Here is a 19592-nt window from a genome sequence, read left to right on the forward strand (position 1 = left end):
AACGTCCGCATCGGCTCGTCCCGTGTGGTCACGGCCACGGACCCGTACTCCGAGCCCCGACGACCACGTCGGGCAGGCGCCGACGCCAGCGCAGCGACCTCCCAACCCAGAGCCAAATTCACTCAACACCAGCCGTGCGAACGGACGTTCGTACACGCTGGCCGCTGGCATGGTCCGTCGTGAAGGGCGTCCCGATGGCCAGGTGGCAATGCTCCAGCTCGTCCTTCTCAGACCTGGTTGGCACCTTGCCGTACTCGTCGTAAGAGAGAGTCGGCAAGACCGGGGTGACTTGCAGGGGTCGATGCCGCTCTCCTCCCTGAGCTCGCACATCGCCGCGTCGACCAGCGTGGTGTCGGTCGGCCCATCACCGTCGGCGATTCGGCCAACCACTCTGCCTTCCGTACCTGTTACAGGGGCTGGATCCGTGCATCTTCCACCCGCCGCCGCCCGCTCCATCTCGGGATTCCAGAACCGGCTCAAATACACCAGTTCGATAGCGCGGCCGGGTCGTTGAGCCTCACGACCAAGCCGCACGACCGTCTAGGGGGACCCACGTTGACCTCACCCGTGAGAAACGAACAGCAGGCAACTGCGCCTCCATTTGCCACCGCCGATGGCCGAGCCGACCGTTCCTTGACCGTTCCGCGCCAGAGTGCGAGGTGCACGGCGTGAGGCAGACGAAACCCCCTCCCGCGACGGTGCAGAACTGGGCGGAGCAGCGAACCGGGCCGGTCGTGGCCGTACGCGACGCCTCACACGACTGGCACCGCTCCCGGGTGTGGGAGCTGGCCGGCGAGGGCGGGGCCCGCTGGTACGTGAAGGTCTCACCTTCGGTGAAGTTCTTCAGCCGCGAGACCAGGGCCTACCGCCACGTCGTTCCCACGCTCGGACACAGCCGGGCGCCCCAGCTCCTCGACAGCCGCGCGGACGACCTGGCCTTGCTGCTCACCATCGCGCCCGGCGCTCCGGCCTCAGGGCTGGGACTGGACTCCGCCGCGTGGCGGGCCGTGCACTCGCAGGCGGGCGTGCTGTGTGCCCGGCTCCACGAAGCCGGTGAACTCGACCGCTCCGACCGGGCGGAGCCCGAAGAGGCTCTGGAGGCCGCGGCCGACGGCGCGGAGAAGTACCTGGGCCGCGCCGGGGACCGGCTCACCGCGGGCGAGCAGCAGTTGGTCCGCGACTACGCTGCCCAACTCCGCCGCGTCGGCCCGGTGCCGCTCGGATACATCCACGGCGACAACCAGCCGAGGAACTGGCTGTGGTGTGCGACAGAACTCGCGCTCGTCGACTTCGAGCGAACCCGACCGGCCACTCGCGTGCAGGACCTCGTCATCCTCGCCGTCACCGAGTGGCTCGACCACCCCGACCGCGAGCAGGCGTTCCTCCAGTCGTACGGGCGAGCGCTCACCGACGCCGAGCGGCAAGCGCTGCGCTGCCTGACCGCGCTGGACACGGTCAACTGCCTGGCCTGGGGCCCGGACAACGGCCATCCCGAGGTCACCGCCCGGGGCCGGCGGACCCTGGACCGGCTCATGAGGGAGGACCGGCCGTGAGCGACGTCCACCGGAGCATCGCGCACGTCATGGTCCTGCCCCAGCACCCCGTCGACGGCCGGGTACTCACCGTCCGGCACCAGCACCACTCGTGGCACTCCCCCGGGCTGCTCACCGTCGTCGGCGGCCGGCTTCGAGCCAACGAGTTCTTCGACGACGGCGCCGCACGCGAGCTCGCCGAGGAGACTGGCATCCGCATCGCCCCGGAGCGGCTCGAGTTCTGCCTGCTGGTCCACTTGCACGCAGCGGATGGGCCGATCCCGCTCGCCCGCCCGAGGACTGCCACCCCTTCACCCACGAGATCCTGCGCCACTTCGCCGCCGGACTCCGGTACGCCATCGTGATCGCCCCGGAACTGACGGGCGAGGGGTGAGACGCCGTGACGGTCGCCGCCCGGGCCGCGAAGACCACCGCGTGGTCGAGGCCCGTCTTCAGGTTCTTGCTCGGCAGCGAGGCCGTAACCCTGTCAGGGTCGGCGGTGAGCACCGTCGTCCTGCCCGCGCTGGCCGTGCTGGAGCTGCGCGCGTCCACCACCGAGGTCGCCGTGCTCGCGTTTTTCGGACAGCTTCCGAACGCGGTCGCGCTGTGGGCCAGGGCCCTGTCCGACCGACATCCCAAGCGGCCCCAGCTGATCGCATCGGACCTGGTGGCAGCCAGCGCGCTAGTGACCATTCCGGCCGCCGCCCTCGCCGGGGCGCTCACCGTCGGGCAGCTGTGCGCGGTCGCGATCGTGCTCGGGGCGGCAAAGGTGGTGCACGACGCCGCGGCGATCAGCCTCCTGCCGGCCCTCGTCAGTCCGGACCAGCTCCACGACGCGAACGCGAAGATCGGCGCAGCATCCTCGGTGGCCGACAGCGCCGGCACCAACGCCGGTGCCGCCCTGGTCGGCGCCGTCGGCCCCGCCCGCTCCGTCCTCGCCGACGCCCTGTCCTTCCTCGTCTCCGCGGTGCTCATCTGGCGCATGCGCGTCCCCGAGACCCCCACCGTGCCGAACGCGGCCCACACGAGCCTGGCGCGGGGCATCGCCGACGGCGTGCGCTACGTGGCCCGGCAGCCCACGATCCGCACCGTGATCGCCGCCCTGTCGACCCTCTCCTTCGGCTTGGCGATCATGAACACCTATTGGGCGTACTACCTTCTGGCCCGGCTCGGAGCCTCCCCGTCCGCGTTCGGCATGATCATGGGCATCGGCGGTGCCGGCGGCGTGGCCGGTGCGTTGCTCGCGCCGAGGATCGCCGCCCGGATCGGCATCGGTCCCACGATCATCGTGGGGTTCGCGGTCAGTCCCCTCGCCCAGGTGCCCCTGCTGTGTGCCGGGCCCGGACTGCGGTGGCAGATCGTCCTGGCCGCCACTCTGGCTGGGCAGCTGTTCTGGGTAACGGCGTCGGGGACCAGTCAGCGATCCCTGCGTCAGGCCGTGTGCGACCCCGCCTTCCAGGGCCGGATGCAGTCCGTCAGCACCACGCTCGCCGCAGGGGCCCGCCCGCTCGCCGCAGCCACCGCCGGCGGCCTGGTCCTCGTCCTCGACGTCCGGGCCACTCTGGCCGTCGGCGCGCTCATCCAGGTCGTGCCCGTCGTCCTGCTGCTGGCCTCCCCCATCCGCGCGCTGCGGGAGATCCCCGCCCGCGTGGCCGTGCCGCCCGCCCGTGAAGGAGCCTCTTCGTGACCACCGCGTCCACCTCTGCCGCGACCTACTGGGAGCGGCTCTGGTCCCAGGGCCGCCGCTACCGGCAGCTCGACGACACCGAGAACCGGCTGCTGGAAGACCAACTCGGCCCCGGCCGCGACCGCCCGGCCCTCGACATCGGCTGCGGCGACGGCTCTCTCACCCGGCGCCTCGCCGAGCTCGGCTACCTCACGACCGGCATCGACTGCTCCCCCAGTGCCGTTGCGCTCGCCGCCGCCCAGGACCCCGAGTCCGGCCACGAACCGGTCTGGCGGTGCATGGACATCACCACCGACGACCTCAGCGCCCTGCCGGAGCCGGCGTACGCGGTCATCACCTGCCGCCTGGTCTACCGGTGGATCGGCGACAAGGCGGCCTTCCTCGACCGCGTCCGTCACCTCCTCGCCCCGGGCGGGACCTTCTGGGTGGTCACCGAGATCGCCGGGCGCCGCGCCGCCACCGACCCCTTGCAGGATCTCGGCATCACCCCCGCTCAGGCCGAGATCCTCACCGCGGGCTGGTCCGCCCTCCACACCGCCGACCTCGACGTCCTGCGCTGCTACGCCCTGCGCCCCTGACCCCCGCCCGCCCCGCGATCTGATGGAGGACCGGTGACCACCGAGAAGGACACCGTCGAGACCTGGAACACCTACGGCAAACACCAACTCGCACGGAAGCTGGAGCTGCCCGAGCTGGAACGGTGGGACTGGGGCATCCCTGGCACCGGCCCCGGCAGCGAGGTCTTCGGCGACGTGGCCGGGCTGCGCGTCCTCGACCTCGGCAGCGGCCTCGGCCGGCACGCCGCCCACCTCGCCGCCCAGGGCGCCGACGTCACCGCCGTCGACGCCTCCCCCGCCCAGCACCAACGCGCCATCACCCGCTACCCGGACACCCCGGGCCTGCGCCTGGTGTGCGCCGACGCCGTGGCCCACCTGCGAGACGCCGACCCGTACGACCTGATCTACTCCGTCGGCTCCATGCCGTACCTGGACCCCGACCGGCTGCTGCCCGTCCTGGCCAACGGCCTCAAGCCGGGCGGACGGCTGGTCTTCTCGGCGCTGCACACCAACTCCGGCGGCACCGGACCGTCGGCCGAGGTGGCCCCGCGGCCCGAGATCCTGCGGCTGCCCGGCACCACCGACGACCACCCCGTGGACATGTGGGTCCTCACCCCGCAGCTGTGGGAGGACCTCCTGGTCCAGCACGGCCTCACCATGGAGGCGGTCACCACGATCGACTCCGACATGCCGGACAACCGCGTCTCCTACCGGCTGTACGCCGCCCACCGCCCGCAGCACGTACCGAGCCGCCCCGCACCAGCGCGCCGCCTCCGCCGAACACCGCGCTGGGGCTCGGCGTAATCGTGCATGTCCCAGACGGAGTCCTGCTCGGGCGGCACCGGCGCCGTACGTGGGAGCTCGCCAGCGGAACCGTCGAGCCGGGCGAGGCCTTCGCCCAGGCCCGCCGTCCCCGAACTCCGCGCGGAAGCCGGCCTCATGGCCGAGCCCGGCGACGTACGGGTGCTGGGCACGCTCCGGGATCGGGTGGGCGAGGTCGTCCGGGTGACGGCGCCCGTCATCGGCACCCAGTGGTCCGGCCTCCCGCAGCAGCGCGAGGAAGCCATCGGCGCCTGGCGGTTCTGGCCCCTGGACGCGCCGCCCGGCCCGCTGTTCGCACCGAGCGCCCAGTGCCTGACCGCCTGGAACCCGGACCTGCCGCTCAGCCACCCGCCCGCCGACTTCCACCCCAACCACTCCCCCGGCCGCGCCTAGCCCGGTGGCCACGCCCTACCTGGCCACACGCGCGGCCTAGGACTTGTCCGGTCGATCATGTGACAGGTTCGTGCCCGAGTCGTTCCTGTGGGCATGGGGCGGGGTGATCTGAGTGATGCCGAGTGGGAACGGCTGCGGCCGCTCCTGCCGGTCAGCAATGGTCGTTGTGGCCGGTGGCGGGATCACCGGCAGGTGATCGACGGGATTCTGCACCGGGTGCGGACCGGGGTGCAGTGGCGTGATCTGCCCGAGCGATTCGGGCCGTGGAAGACCGTCTATGGGCGTCATCGCCTGTGGTCAGGTGACGGAACCTGGGAACGTCTGCTCCAGCAGGTCCAGGCGGCGGCCGACGCTGCTGGTGAGATCGACTGGGACATCTCTGTGGAATACACCATCGTCTGCGCGCATCAGCATGCGGCCGGGGCCCGCACCGGACCACCACCGGCGCCCGCGTCAAAGGGGGCCGAAGGGTCGGAACACCAGGACGAGACGCCGTGGCCGAGCCTCGTCGCCCGACTGGAGGAGGTGGTGCGGGAGGTGAGGCCTGGGCCGCTCGCGCGGTGGGTTTACCAGCAAGCTCCACTTGAGCGCGGACGGCCTCTGCCGCCCGCTGTCCCTAGTCATCACTCCAGGTCAACGAGCGGACTGCACCCAGTTCAAGTTGGTGCTGGAGAAGATCCGAGTACCCAGACCTGGCCTGGGACGGCCCCGCAAGAAGCCAGCCAGTCTCGCCGCCGACAAGGCCTACAGCAACGGGCCCATCCGCGGGTACCTGCGACGGCGGGGAATACGCCACACGATCCCGGAGAAGACCGACAGCCTGGCCTCCCGCTTACGCAAGGGCTCACGTGGGGGACGGCCGCCGGCATTCGACGAAGATCGGTACAAGCAGCGCAATACTGTTGAGCGGGCCATCAACCGCCTGAAGCAGTACCGGGCTGTTGCCACTCGCTACGACAAACGCGGCTACGTCTTCCTCGGCACCGCGACAGCGGCAGCCCTCGCGATCTGGCTCCGGGCCTGATCAGGGCCAGTCCTCGGTGATGGGGTACATGTGAGAGAAGGGATCGGGCTCGCCTGTAGAAGGATCCAATCCGGCCCTGAGCCGTCGATGTTGCTCTCGCCAGCTGACGAACGTGTCTGTCCGCTTCCAGAGCGAAGCATCGCCGAGTGGGCAAGCGTCGAACTGGCCCAGCATCATGCGGGTGATGAACTGGACCATGTTGCAGTCGAACAGGGCCCACGGTGACTCGTCCCACGAGTGGTGCCGGCGCCAGGCTATGACAGGCCACTTGTCCGGATCTGGGTCGTTCATGAGCCAAGCCATCTCGTTGGCGTTCATTCCAGAACCCCAGGGCAGGACCGCATCGGCACCCAGCGTCACGCCGGGGACTCCTGCGTCCTCCTCCCAGAGCCCACGCAGGCCGTCCGTCATGGCTCCGATGTGACACCCGTCCCACCCGCGCACATCACTCGGGAGTGGAGGCAAAATGACGAGCTCTCCGATATCGCCCACGCCGTACGTGTCCAGCAGAGCCTTGTAGTCACTCGGCAGCTTGGCGCCGAGCGCAACTTCGGCCGCAGCCCAGTCGATCTGCTCGCCGCCTGCGAAGGCTGCCGGCACGAGGTCGAGCAGTACGGCGACGTCGGGATGAATGCCCATGGTGAAGTCCCTTGAGGTCAGTGGTCAGCAACCTTAGTTGTGTGGGCTGACACCGTTGCCCTGGGTAGCAGGTCCCCAAAGACCAGCCACCGTGTTCAACATGGGAAGCCAGGACTGTGACCACCGAACACAGCGGGTGATACGCCCGGTAGGGCGACCTCAGCAAGCATCCCGGCCGGACCGGACGAGCACGCCTCATATCCAAAGCGTGCTGCCCGTCCCACGCCGTGATCGACCGGACAAGTCCTCGGAGGTGCTCGGGCCGGAGTGGGGCCGGTGCCGTGCAGTTGCTTGATGGTTCCGCCGAGCTTGTTGCCGACGGCTTCCACATTTCGGGCTGTGCGCTGACGATCCAGCCGGAGCCTGCGAGGTAATTGCCCCCGAACATGGCGGCGCTGTCGAGCCAGGTCATCTGCTTGTACCTCTCCTGGGGGAACGTGGTGATGAGGTAGTTCGCCTGATTCGTGCGGCACAGGCCCTGGCGCGGCTCCTGTGCCTCGATGCGGATCTTGGGCTTGCAGCCGATGAGCTGGGCGATCACCTCGGCCTTCGCGGGTGCCACGGTCCCAGCCGCGGGGGCAGCAGTCGCGCCTGTCTTCGCTTGCTTGTTGTCCGCGGCGGCATCGCTTTCGCCCCGCTGCACGTCGTGGCCAGCGGGAGGAGTGCCAAACTGCCGGCCAGTGCGGCGCCGCGGACCAGGCGGGAAGTGATCAGAGTGCGTCCGATGCGTTCTCGTTGTGGCTGTTGAAGCACGTGCCTCTCCGTCTCCACGTATCCGCGCTGTTCCTGTCCGCACCGGCAGGCGGGCGTACGACGGGGCGTGCGGGTGAACACCGCTGGGTGTTCACTGCGTATCTCACCCAGGAGCCCGTGGGGCGGCCGGGACACCGCCCCACGGGCCCTTACCTCATGCCCGGGCGTGGGCGGGATCGGGCTGGATCGTGTGTGCATTGTGCTGGTCGGCCCAGTTCTGCAGGGCGCTCATACAGGCGTGATCCAGGTAGCGCAGCCCGGCGAGGTTGAGCTCGACCGGCCGGTCGGCAGGCAGCTGCTCGAGTGTGTCGAGGATGTGCGGCAGGCGCAGAAAGGTTGCGTGGCCGCGGATGCGTACCCGCACTGCACCTCCACCGGCGCCGTCGACGTCGACGTCGATGTCGATGTGGACGTGCGAGGTCTCCCAGGCCGCCTTGGCCACCGACAGCAGCAGGCCGATGACGACGCCCTCGAACATGTTGGTGATCAGGATCGCCCCCGCGGTGACCACCAGCACCACGGCCTCGCCCCGGTGTTCGCGCCACAGCGGCCCCAGTTCCTTGACCGGAAGCAGCTTGAAGCCCGCGTGGATGAGCACGCCGGCCAGCGCCGCCGTCGGGATCATGCCCAGTGCGTCGGGCAGCAGTGCGGCGAACAGCAGCAGCCACGCGCCGTGCAGCACACGGGAGACCTTGGTGCGGGCTCCGGCCTGGACGTTGGCGGCGCTGCGCACGATCACGGCTGTCATCGGCAGCGCGCCGAGCAGCCCGCACACCGTGTTGCCCGCGCCCTGGGCCATCAACTCCTTGTCGTAATCCGTCTTCGGGCCGCCGTGCAGCCGGTCGACGGCGGCCGCGCTGAACAGCGACTCCGCGGACGCAATCAGCGTGAACGCAACGATGGTGGTCAGCAGCCCGAAGTCGGCGAGCCTTCCGAACTCGCCGAGCCCGGGCGGCTGGACTGCCTTGAGAAGGCCGCTGACCTCGACGCGGGCCACAGGCAGGTCGAAGGTGACTGTGGCGAGGGTGGCCGCGCCGACCGCTACGAGCGAGCCGGGCAGCAGTTGCGCCTTGCCCGGCAGCCTCTTCCACAACACCATGACCGCGATGACCCCGGCGCCGCTCGCGACCGCGGTGAGCGCCGTGCCGGAAGTCAGGACGTCGGCCGCCAGACCAGGCAGCGCTGCCACGTTGGACGTGCCGCTGCCGGGGGCCTTGCGGTCGGCGAGCGTGTATAGCTGCCCCGCAATCAGCACCAGGCCGATGCCGGCGAGCATGCCGTGCACCACCGACAGCGAGATCGCACGAAAGATGCCACCCAACCGCAGCGCACCCAATGCGAGTTGGAGCAGGCCACTGGCCAGGACGATGACGCCGAGAGCGGGCAACCCGTACTCGGTCACGGCGGTCAGGACGAGCACGGTCAGACCGGCTGCGGGCCCGGATACCTGGAGGCTGCTGCCTGGCATCAACCCGGTGACCAGGCCGCCGACGATGCCGGTGATCAGGCCGAGCTCGGCCGGAACGCCGGAGGCGACGGCGACGCCCACGCAGAGCGGCAGAGCGACGAGGAAGACGACGAGGGACGAGGTGAGGTCGGTGCGCAGGGCGCGCCTGAGAGCAGAGATCTGCGGAGTCATGGCGTTCTCTTTCGTGGGGAAGGAACGTCGCGCGGGTCGCGACCGGAACGAGGGGACTGTGGGTGTCGGCTCGTTTCGGTCACAGGGGCTGGAAGGTCCGGCTGCCCGGTGCGCAGGTCAGGACTTCGCCGGTCTCGACGGTGTAGAACCATGCATGGAGCCGCAGCCGGCCGGACGCGAGGCGCCGGGCCACGCAGGGGTAGCTGCGCAGGTGCTCCAGCTGGGTCAGGACATGCTGCTGGGCTACGGCGGTCGGATCCTCGCCCAGCCCCTGGGTCTGCCACGGCTCGTTTCCGGTGGCGAGGAATTCGGCCCGGGACAGCCAGCGCCGCAGGAGCGGCATCGTCCGGACGTTCTGCTCGCGTATCAGCCCCTGGACGGCGCCGCAGTGCGAGTGCCCGCACACGACGATGTCCGGCACCTGCAGGGCCTGGAGCGCGAACTCCAGGGAGCCGGCGACGCCGCAGTCGGTCTGCGGTCGGTAACGCGGGACGATGTTGCCGGCGTTGCGCAGCTCGAAGAGGTCGCCGGGGCGGGCGCCGGTAAACAGCGTCGGGATCACCCGGGAGTCGGAGCAGGAGATGAACAGGGCCTGGGGCTTCTGGCCCCGGGCCAGCCGGGCGAGCTCCTCCTGCTGATCACTGGTCTTGGCGGGAAATGTACGGGCGTGCTCGATGAGCGACTGCATGATCGGCCTCGTGCTCTTCGTGGACTGTGGAAAGGGCGCGAAGAGGGCGTGCTGCACCAAGCCCGCGGCTCATGGGAAGCCGGGCGTAGAGGTGTGTCGGTGGGCAGGCAGCACGCTGCCTGTCAGCAGCGGAACGTCTGCAGGTTGGTGGGTGTCGGCGTCGCACCGGCGCTCGGGTTGCAGGCGCATCTTGCCGTACGGGGCTGGGCGGGACCTGAGCCTGCGGAGGCCGCGGCGCAGTCGTCCGTCGCCTCGTCGAGGGCCGGCCGCTCGGTGAGGGTCTGGGCCCCACGGGGTAGCCGGGCGACCGCTTCGGCCGTCTCCGCGTGGTGCTCCGACCCTGTGTGCGCGTGCGTCAGCACATGAGCCTTGCGGGGCTCCGCCTCGACGGCCGCGGTCATGGCGGAGGCCGCGAGAGGAGTCGCGGCGGAGTGGTGCGGCGTGGCGAAGTGCAGCAGAACGGCAGCAGCCAGCAGCACGATGGCCGCTGCCATTCGCCGTATCACCACTGGACCCCCGACGGTTTGCTCTTGCCGACGCCAAAACGTTACCGGTCCGAGCCTCGCTCGCATGCTGAACTCATGGGCGGAAAAGGTGAGATGGCCAACACCGTGCCCTCGGTTGCGGGAGCAATCGCCCCGGGTGGAGGGGGCTGCCAGCTGTGGGGCGCGGGTGAGGTGGGCTCTGTCGGTGGCCATCCGAGGAGTGTCGTCAGGCGGCGCAATGAAGGCGCGCTGCTTGCGTGACTGCTGCTCGCTGAGGACGGACTCCATAGCAAAACGGACTGAGCGGCCGCTGTCTCCGGGACCGGGGGCTTTGTCGGCGGGCCCTGGCTCGGGTGATCTCGGCGTGTACGAGTGCGCTGACGGCGGCGTAGACCTCCATGGCCATGGCGAAGCTCCTGGGGCTCGCGTTTGGGAGAGGCGCGGCAGGCCTCGGACACGCCCCGGCGCGCGAAAGGGGCAGGGGCGTGACGTGCGGCCGGGGGCCTCTCAGCAGCGCAGGACGACCGAGCCGGATGCCGTGGCCGGCGCGGTGCGGCGTTCGGTAGGGGCCGCCCGCGTCTTATGCCGCCGGGCCGGCTCCGATGTCGAGATCCGTGCCGGTCACTGGACGGATGTCGGAGAGATCGGACCTGTCGCGGCCCGGAGGCGGAGGCTTCGCAGGACTGCGGGGCGTCGCCGTCCTGGTGCTCGTGGGTTCCCAGTCCGGTCACCGCGGACACCGGCGTCATGGCGCATGTGCGCGACCTTGCGACGGCGGCACGTTGCCTGCAGCCGTCCAGATCGAGGGCGGCAAGGTGCGACGGGCCAGGGCTGAAGATCGGTGCAGCAGCGCAAAGGGTGATCGTTTGCTCACGTTGGATAGGGGTCGTAACAGTCCAGGGCCGGGTGGTAGAGCACCTGCCAGGTGCGGGCCTCGATGACGCCGCTCGCCGGCAGGTCGTGGCAGCCCTGGATCCACTCGATCTTCTTCAGCATGACCGAGTCGAAGGCCCCGTTGAGGGTGAGCTTGGGCGGCTGGCCTCCCCACACGTTGCTCAAGCATTGCGCCTGCTTGACCGCCACACCGGTGTCACCGTACGTAAGCGTGGGCCGATATGCCGAGGAGAGGTAGGAGCACTGACTGGGGATGGCTGCGGCGCTACATGGCACTGCCATGCCCAGTGCTGCGGCTGTGCACAGCGCCAAGCCCAAGGTGACCAGTCTGCGCTGTCTCATGCCGCTCCTTCCGGTCCGGCCACCTGCTGAAGCGGCTCGACGTCCGGGGGCGATGGATACGCGCCATTATCCCCACGGTCAACAACGCCCGCGAGTTGCGACCGTTACGACCTGACCGCCTCATGAGGCGGTCAGGTCGTGGGGCAATCGAACCTGCACGAGGAGTGACGAATCGTTGGGCGGGGTTCTGAGATCAACTACCGCACACGCCGTGCCCTCCGGTCAGCACGGATGCTGCGGTCCCACACGATCCAGTGACGACATACCGCCCTCTCCAGGACCAGCCACCCGCCAGCCGCGTCCCCAACCTCACAGGACCGAACAGCTAAGTACCAAAGCCGTTCAGTTAGGACGGTCTGGGCCGCGTCAAGGGTCGGTTGTGAGCATGGCGATGCTGATGGTGGCCTTGTAGGTGGCTCGGTCGATGGCGGGTCCGCGTGCGTTGTACTTGGAGATCGCTCGTTTGACGATGCAGTCTTTGGTGCGGCCCGCCGCTTGGGCAGGAGCTGAGCCAGCACGTGGTGGCCGATGGCGCCGACCAGGTCGATCACGGTGTCGGCGATGATGCCCGCGGCCAGGACGAGCTGGTCACGGGCAGCGGAGAGGGCGACGGTGAAACCGGCCCGGACCGGGTCGGTGCCCGGGACGCTGTCGGTGGCGTCCGTCATCGCGGTCCGCAGTGCCTGGTAGGCGACCAGTAGTGCCCAGACCTCCTGCTCGACCCCGGCCGGGGTGCGGGCCCGCAGGCCCCACCCTCAGACCGGCGCACAACCGGTCGAAGACCTGCCGGTAGCCCAGCTCGGCGAACAACGCCCCCGCCAGCAGCAGATACACGGTGGCCCGTGCCGCACCAGTCTGACCCGCTGCTGGACCGCCTTCGTCTCGGCCAGTACCTCATCGACCATCTCGAAGGGCACGATCCGGGTCAACTCGCCGATATGGCCAGGCGTGAACGCCCCGGCGGCTCCCCGACCGTCCGCGTTATCGCAGCCTGTTCCAACTGCGGAGCTCCAGTGGTGAGGATGTCTTGGAGTGACAGACCTCTTCTACGGCAGCTCCGCTGCTTTGCCTACAGGCCTTGACAGGCGAGCCTCACGCCTTGACTGAACGGCGTTGCCGCTAGACCGCGGCCCCGTGGTCGGCCCGCTGCTCGTGTCGTTGCCGAGGCGGCCAGTGCCGCGTGTTGACGGAGGTGACGGTCGTGCGCCACAACTGTCGCCAGATCAGGAAGGTGGCTGCTAGCAGCAGGCCGTCGCGCACGAGTAGCAGGACGATGGCGTACGGGGTGCTTTCGATGATCTCGGTGTAGCTGAACGGGAAGATCACCAGGGTCACCGCGCTGGCGGCGAGGATGAGTGCGGTGGGCAGTTTCAGGCGGGGCGTGCCCCAGGTGCCGCAGACGGCGGCGAGGCCGATGAGCCAGATCATGTACTGCGGGCTGAACACACGGCTGGTGAGGATGCACGGCAGGACGGCGGCGAGGGTGGCGAGTGCGGGGGTGGAGTCGGTGAAGGTGCGTGCCCGAAGCCGCCACAGCGCCACCCAGGCCAGCGCCAGTCCGTTCAGGGCGAGCGCGCAGGACGCCGCGGCGGTCACGCCGGGGCCGGCGAACTCCACGGCGCCGTAGCTGTTCTGGACCCATCCCGGCCAGCCGGCCCGGCGAGCGATGTGGAAGCCGAGGCCGACGAGCGACTCGATCTGCACGCCGCGGTCCCGTTGCGAAGTGAGGAAGGACAGGCTGCCGGGCATCAGTGCGGCGAATCCGCCGAGGCAGACGATCACGGTCAGGATCGCACTCGCCCAGGCCCTACGGGCGCTTTCGCCTGGCTTGGTACCCAGCAGGGCGAGGGCCGACCAGACCTTCAGCAGTGCCCCGAGTCCGGCGAGGGCTCCCCCGACCCCAGGGCGCACCGGAAGCGCCAGCAGGGCGGCGACGGTGACGGCGGTGACCATCACGTCGAGCCGCCCGTACGACACCGGCCCCAGTAGCGGCAGACCGACCGTCCACACCCATGCGCCGGTCATCCGCCGCCCGGGGAGTCGACCGGCGCGCACCAGGAGCGCGAAGACCACCGCGTCGGCGACGCAGGCCAGGACGAGAAAACCGGAGGCGTAGGAGAGGAACGGCAGCAGTCCCGGGGCAAGCACGATCAGTGCCGCAGCGGGCGGGTACTGCCAGGCGACGTCGGTGGAGGGGAAAGAACCGGTCTGAAAGACGTCGAACCACTTCTGGTAGAGGGGGAGGTCCCACTCGTTGCCGTCCCCGCCCGCGACGGAAAGCACTCCGAAGACGATCAGCATCAACACGACCCGGCTTGCCAGCCACTCCCAGACCGGTGCCTTCCCACCGGCCATACGTTCAGCGGAGGTTTCCATCGGCGACGCCTTTCGAGCTGCGGACGACCTCTGGCCGATCCGAACCCTAGGAGCGAATCTCGCCGGATGTCCGCTGCAGGACCGTGTTCCCGCCGGGTTACCCCAATCGGCGGGCGGGGCCCGGAGACGCCCTGCCCGCCGAAGCCGCGGAGGGGCTCCTTAATCCGGCGACTCGGGCGCGACAAAGTCGCTCTTGTAGGGCTGGCGGTCACTCACGGGGGACACTCCAGCACGGCCAGGGCCTCTGGTCAGCGCGGATGCTGCGGTCCCACACGATCCGGTGACGACAGATACGACGTCACGTCAGATATCGCCCTCTGAGATCCTCTGGGCGGTGCCGACGCCACGGGGCGGTGGCCCCATGACCAGTGCTGCCCAGCCCTCCGAGGACGGGCTGGTTCATCATTCGACCACCGCCGAGTGGTCCGGCTCGCCCACATGGACCCGCGCAGGCTCAGACGATGTCGGCACTGGCACCGGCACGAAGTCACCGGTCGGCGCGGACGGCTGCTGCTGACCCGTCTCGCCAGCGGGACCGTGACCGGGACGGCGGACGGGTCACGGTCCCGCGCCGTGCTTCGACGAACGCGACCTGGCAGCTGCGCGGCGGGACCCGTGCCCGAAGTGGGCTCCCGAGGTCAGTCACCTTCGACGTGCAAGATCGTTCCCTAGCGCCAACGGCTGCTCCGTTCTTCCCCGAGGCTGGGGTCGGGCGCCTCCGACTCCAGGGGGACTTAAACCGCTGCGTCATGCGGCATCACAAGGTGGAAGCCGAAGTCCTTGCTGCTCTCGTAGCCACTCCCGCCGTGACGGACGTGCCGTCAAAGCTTCTGACAGCCACACCGGTTCTCTGATCAGCGATGCGACGCCCGAGGAGCGGCAGGAGAAAAGACGCGTGCTGGAAGAGGCGTTCGAGCACGTAGTGGCTTCGGTCCCACCGTTCGTCGTGGCAGCCCGTGCCTACCTCAACGGCGATCCGACATCCCGCTGAGCACGAGGCATATCACGACCTGGAGGTGCCCTCGGCGCATCTGGCAGACGACGGAAGCACAATCGCCGACCTATCCTCCATGACCCCCACCCTCAAACTCGCCGCGCGGTTCCACCAGGCCGTCCTCGACGACCACGACGCACTTGCCGCCACCTTTCCCGGCTGCGCGAACCGCCCCAGAACGGGGACTACGCCTACTTCGTCGACATCATGTCCTTCATGGCCGGCCTCCCCCTCCCCGCAGACCACACGGCGCCGCAGTGGCTGGACAGCGAACAGGCCGCCCGCACCCGCTGGCGCACGCTTGTCACCGCGCGCCGGCACCGCCTCTACAACGACCAGTAGCAGCACAGGGGATACGGCAACCCGGTCCGCGTCCCAACCCTCTGAACTGCACACATACGGCTGCGGCCCGCGAACAAACCGGTGCTCGCGGGCCGCAGTCGTTCAATTGAGCAAGTTCAGCCGGCGTCCCTGCCGACCATCTTTGCCAGCAGCTCAATGATCTGCGCCTGATTGCGGTCGATCTTCTCGGCGAGGGGCGCTTACCTTCGCATCCAGGTTGCCCACCTTCTGGTCAAGGTTGCGGACCTGGAGCCGCAGGGCGGTCAGATCGCTCTTGATGATCCCGAACTCCCGATCTGTCCGCTCCGCCACTTCCTCCACTTCCTCGAAACTGCGGGTGAGAGCAGAGATCTGCGTGCAGCCTCCACGGTGCCGTTCAGAGCCGGAGGGGCTGGAAGAAGTAGCCGCCATCCCTGGCGGCGACGACGGCCGCGGCGGCAGGGCTGTCGGTGCGGACCGGGACGTGCGGGTAGACGCAGTCGACCAGGTCGTAAGCCTGCGCGTCATGACAGCGGGACCCGACACCGCGCAGACCGGGCTGCTGTATCCGCCGACCTCGGTCTATATTCCTGGCCAGTCGGGGTGCTGCTGGACCGTCGAACGGACGGCGCCCGCTGTCCTTTCGGTCCTGCGGGGCTGCTTGGCATCATCTCGGCATGACCCCAGCTCTTGCCAACACCGTCCGTGCCGTCGACACTGGCCAACTCCTTGGCCTGGCGCAGGAGGCTGCCACATGCGGCTTCAGCCAGCGGCTCCCGGTCGACTGGCTCCAGAGGCACCTCTCCGCGGGGGCGACCCACTACTTGTTCCCCACACTCGTACACCGGCTCCGCCACCGTCCCGAAGTGTCGCCACAGTGGAGATGCCAGCTGCTGCTGACCGTCAGGACCGGCGAACAGATCTGGGGTCTGCTCGACGTCCTTCCCGGCACCTTCGACAAGCTTCCGGAGACTTTGGACGCGGGATCCAAGACGGACGTCGTCAGCCGCATCCAGCGTGCCATGACCCAGCATGAGTGGGCAGAGCGCGAGACTGCCAACGACGCTCCTGAAGAACCGTCACGGGACTGAGGAAGGCACGCGGGCATGGGCTGAGTGGCTGTTGTTGTTCCGAACTTGAGGAGTGCTGGTCGAACGGGAGTCACCTGAACTCCCGACCCGACCGGTCCTCCCCCGCCGTCGTGACCTCCGCGTCCATCACATCGAGCGGCAGCATGACCGCGCGCACCGGGTGGACGTCACGTCGCCGAGGTGCCCGGCCGCACGGCGAGGCCAGAGCACCCACAGGCACGACGCCTGGCGTACCGCCACACCAGCGTCCTCGCAGCAGTGCGCAGCTTGTCACCCGAGCGGTGGGAGGCGAGGACGTCCGCAATGGCCAACCGGCGGCGACTGTGAAAAACGCTGTCCGATCACCGGAGCACGGTGGTAGACATCCGGCGTGGAAAAGAATCTTGAGTTCCCTGACCTGTTGCGACTGATCGATGAACGGTCGACCGCCTTCCGCGCCGTGGTCGCCGCCGCGCCCGGTCTCGACGCGCAGGTGCCGACCTGCCCCGGGTGGACGCTGTTCGATCTGGTGAAGCACCTGGGTGGGGGAGACCGTTTCTGGGCCGCCATCGTCGGCGCGGGGTCTGCCGACGCTCCCCCGGCCGAGGCCGTCGCCGCGCGCGCCGCGCTGGAAGTGCCGCAGGAGCGTGAGGCCCTGCTGGCCTGGCTGGACGCGTCGACGCAGCTTCTGCTGGGCGCCCTGCGCGCGGCGGGGCCGGAGAGCGGTTGCTGGACGTGGTGGCCCGCGTCGCAGTCACCGCAGACCGCCGGCGGCACCGCCCGGCACCGGGTCCAGGAGACCGCGGTGCACACCTACGACGCCCAGCTCGCCGGGGGCTCCCCGCAGCCGCTGCCGGTCGAGCTGGCACTCGACGGTGTGGAGGAGTTCCTGTTCACCGTCTGCGCAACACCGAGTGCCTGGCCGCACAAGCCCACGGCCTTCGACTTCCACGCCGCCGAGGGCCGCTCCTGGCGCCTCACCGTCGGCGGCGACGGCGCACGCATCACCCGCATCCCCGCGCCCACCGCCGCGACCGGCGAAGACTCGGACGCAGCCGGCGCCTCCGTCCACGGCACGGCCAGTGAGCTGGTCCTCTACCTGTACGACCGGATCCAGGCCGACTCCTTGCACGTTGACGGAGACGCAGGGCTGCTCGACCTGCTCCGCGCCTGGGAGCCGGAGGAGAAGTAGGACGTAGCGGGGGCGATTGGCCGCGCCTCGAGCCGGTAGGAGACGACTCTTCGCCAGGTTGTCAGTCGCGGCACCGGGCTCAAACCCGCGAGGCGGCCTCGGGGCGTCACCAAGCCGACCGTCTACCTGGATGGCAGTGCGAATTTGTCCGTCCCAGCGATCACGAGAAGCGACGCGACTGCCGTCGTCCCGATCTCGTCGAGAAGTCAGTCGATCGGGTGACTGCGGCGGCTGCCGTGCATGAGAGCAGGGCCTCTTGGTAGCTCGAAGGGTGTCGAAGCCAACGTGCGGTCCAGGAGGCCCTTTTGTCGCATCTCTACGGCAACGCGGGGGTGGGGTCCACTTCAGCCACTCTCGCGTGTGACTGTCTGGCTCACAGGTTCGGGAACGCCAGAGACCACGGGGCGCGCGAGCGTCGGTATCCCACCGACATGTCGGACGACGAGTGGGCGGTGGTCCGGCCACCGCTGCCGGTGCCGGGCTGGCTGCGGGGCCGGGGCGGGCAACCGGAGGCTTATTGCCACCGCGCGATGCTGGACGCGATCCGCTACCTGGTCGACAACGGCACGAAGTGGCGGGCCATGCCTGCCGACTTCCCACCGTGGGACCGGGTCTACGCGTTCTTCCGGCGCTGGCGCAACCACGATCTGGTCCGCGAGTTCCACGACCGGCTCCGCCGCCTGGTCCGCGAGCGGGCCGGGCGGGGACTCGGAGCCGGGCGCGGGCGTGATCGACTCGCAGTCGGTCAAAGCGGACGCGGTCGTCGGCTCTGACAGCCGCGGCTTTGACGGCGGCAAGCTGATCAACGGGCGCAAGCGGCACGTCGCGGTCGACACCCTTGTCCTGCTGCTCGCGGTGATGGTCACCGCAGCGGATGTGGGCGACCGCGCCGCGGCCCAGGTCCTGCTCACCCAGGTCACTGCCGCGCACCACCTGCTGGCCCTGGTCTGGGCCGACGGCGGATACACCGGCAGCCTCGTCGAGTGCTGCCTCGCGGCCCTCGCCCTGGTCCTCGCCATCGTCAAACGCAGCGACGACATGCGCGGCTTCGTCGTGCTGCCCAAGCGGTGGATCGTCGAGCGGTTCTTCGCCCACCTGATGCGAAGTCGCCGTCTCGTGCGCGACTTCGAGCGTTCCATCGCCAGCGCGGAGGCGATGGTCTACTGGTCGATGACGATGCTCATGACCCGCCGCGTTGCCCGGCCACGTCCTTCGCGAGCGTGAATCGGCCAGGTGCCGGCTCGATCAGCCAGCCGCGCGCCGTCAGCCGCTTGGCCTTCGATCGCAGTGCCTCCACCTTTCCCGGTACGGGGTCCAGGCCGAAGCAGGCGGCCATCTCCTGGCACGTCAAAGCTCCTTGACCGAGTCGGTTACGGTCGCTGAGGGCCTGCAGGATGCGCTGGTAGTCCACCGACAGCGCCGTCCAGGCCAGCCCCGCGCGCCACACCGGCACCACTGTTTCGGCTTCGCCGCTTCCGCCGGTTCGGGCCGCGCCGGCTGCACACCGGGAGCCGGCAGACCCTCGGAGGCGGCGGGGCCGACGACGGCGTCGTTGCCCGGGGCCAGTACCTCGCCAACGCGTGAGCGGGCGATGGCCCACTCGTTCCACTCCCGCTCAGCCACGGCCAGCTCCGCCTGGAGGCGGTCGGCCTCCTCCCGCAGATCGTCGACACGACGGCGAGCGGTGAGCTCACGCTGTTCCAGCAGTCCCACGACCGACGGCATGCTCGACCTCCACCAAAGCAACGACACGACACGTCACCACTGCCACGAGACCGCCGACCCTATGCCTGACCAGCGAGAACGCAGTCCTCAAGCCCGGAAAGACAACAACCTCTGAGACAGTCAGGAACCTATTGATCACGTCGAAGGCCGGGAGCCCGATCCGGCAGCGCCGTCATGCCCTTTGGCTGCGTGGTCGTCCGCTGCCCTTGCGGAGTGTGGCACGACCATGGTCGTACAACGCACTGCTGGACCGCGCTTGTACGCCTCGTCATTGCGACGGGTCCGGGCGCGCTCGTATTCTCGGAGCAGAGACAGCACGGAGCGGCGCAATCAGCCGACGCGGTGCGAGCGTCTCGCAGACTTCGCCTCACCCGTACCCGCGGGTGAGCGCAATCGACACCCGCTCCTGATCAGATGAGGACCGGCGGGGGTCGATCAACCACTGCCACGCGGCAGAGG

General features: G+C 69.4%; 19 protein-coding genes and 1 pseudogene. 12 read left to right on the top strand and 8 right to left on the bottom strand.

From position 1 onward, the window contains the following. Nucleotides 1–668 precede the first annotated feature (668 nt). The 7 genes from ACWCP6_RS27470 to ACWCP6_RS27500 all read left to right on the top strand — a co-directional run bounded on the left by ACWCP6_RS27470 (nt 669) and on the right by ACWCP6_RS27500 (nt 6015). Nucleotides 669–1553 carry a phosphotransferase gene (locus ACWCP6_RS27470; protein ID WP_450935253.1) on the top strand — a complete coding sequence of 295 codons (885 nt, stop codon included), beginning with the start codon at nt 669–671 and terminating at the stop codon, nt 1551–1553. Beyond that, nucleotides 1550–1897, top strand: a complete 348-nt coding sequence (locus ACWCP6_RS27475) for an NUDIX hydrolase (RefSeq protein WP_450935254.1) — start codon at nt 1550–1552, stop codon at nt 1895–1897. The genes ACWCP6_RS27470 and ACWCP6_RS27475 overlap by 4 nt, the downstream gene beginning before the upstream one ends. 35 nt (nt 1898–1932) lie before the next feature. Continuing rightward, complete coding sequence (locus ACWCP6_RS27480) at nt 1933–3219, top strand: MFS transporter (RefSeq protein WP_450935255.1); 1287 nt, start codon at nt 1933–1935, stop codon at nt 3217–3219. Next, nucleotides 3216–3797, top strand: a complete 582-nt coding sequence (locus ACWCP6_RS27485) for a class I SAM-dependent methyltransferase (protein WP_450935256.1) — start codon at nt 3216–3218, stop codon at nt 3795–3797. The genes ACWCP6_RS27480 and ACWCP6_RS27485 overlap by 4 nt, the downstream gene beginning before the upstream one ends. A 33-nt stretch (nt 3798–3830) precedes the next feature. Beyond that, complete coding sequence (locus ACWCP6_RS27490) at nt 3831–4580, top strand: class I SAM-dependent methyltransferase (protein ID WP_450935257.1); 750 nt, start codon at nt 3831–3833, stop codon at nt 4578–4580. A gap of 135 nt (nt 4581–4715) precedes the next feature. Next, complete coding sequence (locus tag ACWCP6_RS27495) at nt 4716–4991, top strand: hypothetical protein (protein WP_450935258.1); 276 nt, start codon at nt 4716–4718, stop codon at nt 4989–4991. Nucleotides 4992–5084: 93 nt separating this feature from the next. Then, a protein-coding gene (locus tag ACWCP6_RS27500) for an IS5 family transposase (protein ID WP_450935259.1) occupies nt 5085–6015 on the top strand; the annotation gives its coding sequence in 2 pieces (ribosomal slippage) (nt 5085–5533 and nt 5532–6015; 933 coding nt in all). Here the strand turns inward: ACWCP6_RS27500 and ACWCP6_RS27505 are convergent. The 7 genes from ACWCP6_RS27505 to ACWCP6_RS27535 all read right to left on the bottom strand — a co-directional run bounded on the left by ACWCP6_RS27505 (nt 6016) and on the right by ACWCP6_RS27535 (nt 13810). Then, complete coding sequence (locus ACWCP6_RS27505; protein ID WP_450935260.1) at nt 6016–6654, bottom strand: SMI1/KNR4 family protein; 639 nt, start codon at nt 6652–6654, stop codon at nt 6016–6018. 907 nt (nt 6655–7561) lie between these two features. Beyond that, entirely contained in the window at nt 7562–9046 is a 1485-nt protein-coding gene (locus ACWCP6_RS27510) for a SulP family inorganic anion transporter (RefSeq protein WP_450935261.1), read from the bottom strand. Between the two features lie 79 nt (nt 9047–9125). Next, on the bottom strand, nt 9126–9734 hold the full coding sequence (locus tag ACWCP6_RS27515) for a carbonic anhydrase (RefSeq protein WP_450935262.1): 609 nt from the start codon (nt 9732–9734) through the stop codon (nt 9126–9128). Between the two features lie 122 nt (nt 9735–9856). Next, nucleotides 9857–10228 (bottom strand): hypothetical protein, encoded by a 372-nt coding sequence (locus tag ACWCP6_RS27520; protein ID WP_450935263.1) that lies wholly within the window; start codon nt 10226–10228, stop codon nt 9857–9859. Nucleotides 10229–11089: 861 nt separating this feature from the next. Beyond that, nucleotides 11090–11278 carry a hypothetical protein gene (locus tag ACWCP6_RS27525; protein WP_450935264.1) on the bottom strand — a complete coding sequence of 63 codons (189 nt, stop codon included), beginning with the start codon at nt 11276–11278 and terminating at the stop codon, nt 11090–11092. Nucleotides 11279–12210: 932 nt separating this feature from the next. After that, a complete protein-coding gene (locus tag ACWCP6_RS27530; protein WP_450935349.1) occupies nt 12211–12393 on the bottom strand; it encodes a transposase domain-containing protein in 183 nt (60 codons plus the stop codon). 181 nt (nt 12394–12574) lie between these two features. Beyond that, on the bottom strand, nt 12575–13810 hold the full coding sequence (locus tag ACWCP6_RS27535; RefSeq protein ID WP_450935265.1) for a glycosyltransferase family 87 protein: 1236 nt from the start codon (nt 13808–13810) through the stop codon (nt 12575–12577). A gap of 1231 nt (nt 13811–15041) precedes the next feature. On the opposite strand from ACWCP6_RS27535, the gene ACWCP6_RS27540 reads away from it, so the two are divergent. The 5 genes from ACWCP6_RS27540 to ACWCP6_RS27560 all read left to right on the top strand — a co-directional run bounded on the left by ACWCP6_RS27540 (nt 15042) and on the right by ACWCP6_RS27560 (nt 18632). Then, the gene (locus tag ACWCP6_RS27540; RefSeq protein WP_450935266.1) at nt 15042–15167 is read left to right on the top strand and encodes a hypothetical protein; all 126 of its coding nucleotides are present in this window, start codon (nt 15042–15044) and stop codon (nt 15165–15167) included. Nucleotides 15168–15823: 656 nt separating this feature from the next. Continuing rightward, nucleotides 15824–16237 carry a hypothetical protein gene (locus ACWCP6_RS27545; protein ID WP_450935267.1) on the top strand — a complete coding sequence of 138 codons (414 nt, stop codon included), beginning with the start codon at nt 15824–15826 and terminating at the stop codon, nt 16235–16237. Nucleotides 16238–16607: 370 nt separating this feature from the next. Further along, on the top strand, nt 16608–17408 hold the full coding sequence (locus tag ACWCP6_RS27550; RefSeq protein WP_450935268.1) for a maleylpyruvate isomerase family mycothiol-dependent enzyme: 801 nt from the start codon (nt 16608–16610) through the stop codon (nt 17406–17408). A 431-nt stretch (nt 17409–17839) separates the two neighbouring features. Then, nucleotides 17840–18181 carry a transposase gene (locus tag ACWCP6_RS27555; protein ID WP_450935269.1) on the top strand — a complete coding sequence of 114 codons (342 nt, stop codon included), beginning with the start codon at nt 17840–17842 and terminating at the stop codon, nt 18179–18181. Then, entirely contained in the window at nt 18135–18632 is a 498-nt protein-coding gene (locus ACWCP6_RS27560) for a transposase (protein WP_450935270.1), read from the top strand. Before ACWCP6_RS27555 ends, ACWCP6_RS27560 begins: the two co-directional genes overlap by 47 nt. On the opposite strand, the pseudogene ACWCP6_RS27565 reads toward ACWCP6_RS27560, so the two are convergent. Continuing rightward, nucleotides 18589–19133: pseudogene (locus tag ACWCP6_RS27565) on the bottom strand (hypothetical protein). The gene ACWCP6_RS27560 and the pseudogene ACWCP6_RS27565 overlap by 44 nt on opposite strands. Nucleotides 19134–19592: the final 459 nt, after the last annotated feature.

Source organism: Streptomyces sp. NPDC002004 (genome assembly GCF_053593975.1).

Excerpts from the sequence above, each read along its gene's own strand:
- ACWCP6_RS27495 (WP_450935258.1), top strand. The coding sequence starts at position 4,716 with ATGGCCGAGCCCGGCGACGTACGGGTGCTGGGCACGCTCCGGGATCGG.
- ACWCP6_RS27505 (WP_450935260.1), bottom strand. The coding sequence starts at position 6,654 with ATGGGCATTCATCCCGACGTCGCCGTACTGCTCGACCTCGTGCCGGCA.
- ACWCP6_RS27510 (WP_450935261.1), bottom strand. The coding sequence starts at position 9,046 with ATGACTCCGCAGATCTCTGCTCTCAGGCGCGCCCTGCGCACCGACCTC.
- ACWCP6_RS27515 (WP_450935262.1), bottom strand. The coding sequence starts at position 9,734 with ATGCAGTCGCTCATCGAGCACGCCCGTACATTTCCCGCCAAGACCAGT.
- ACWCP6_RS27520 (WP_450935263.1), bottom strand. The coding sequence starts at position 10,228 with ATGGCAGCGGCCATCGTGCTGCTGGCTGCTGCCGTTCTGCTGCACTTC.
- ACWCP6_RS27535 (WP_450935265.1), bottom strand. The coding sequence starts at position 13,810 with ATGGCCGGTGGGAAGGCACCGGTCTGGGAGTGGCTGGCAAGCCGGGTC.
- ACWCP6_RS27540 (WP_450935266.1), top strand. The coding sequence starts at position 15,042 with ATGGCCGGCCTCCCCCTCCCCGCAGACCACACGGCGCCGCAGTGGCTG.
- ACWCP6_RS27545 (WP_450935267.1), top strand. The coding sequence starts at position 15,824 with ATGACCCCAGCTCTTGCCAACACCGTCCGTGCCGTCGACACTGGCCAA.
- ACWCP6_RS27555 (WP_450935269.1), top strand. The coding sequence starts at position 17,840 with ATGTCGGACGACGAGTGGGCGGTGGTCCGGCCACCGCTGCCGGTGCCG.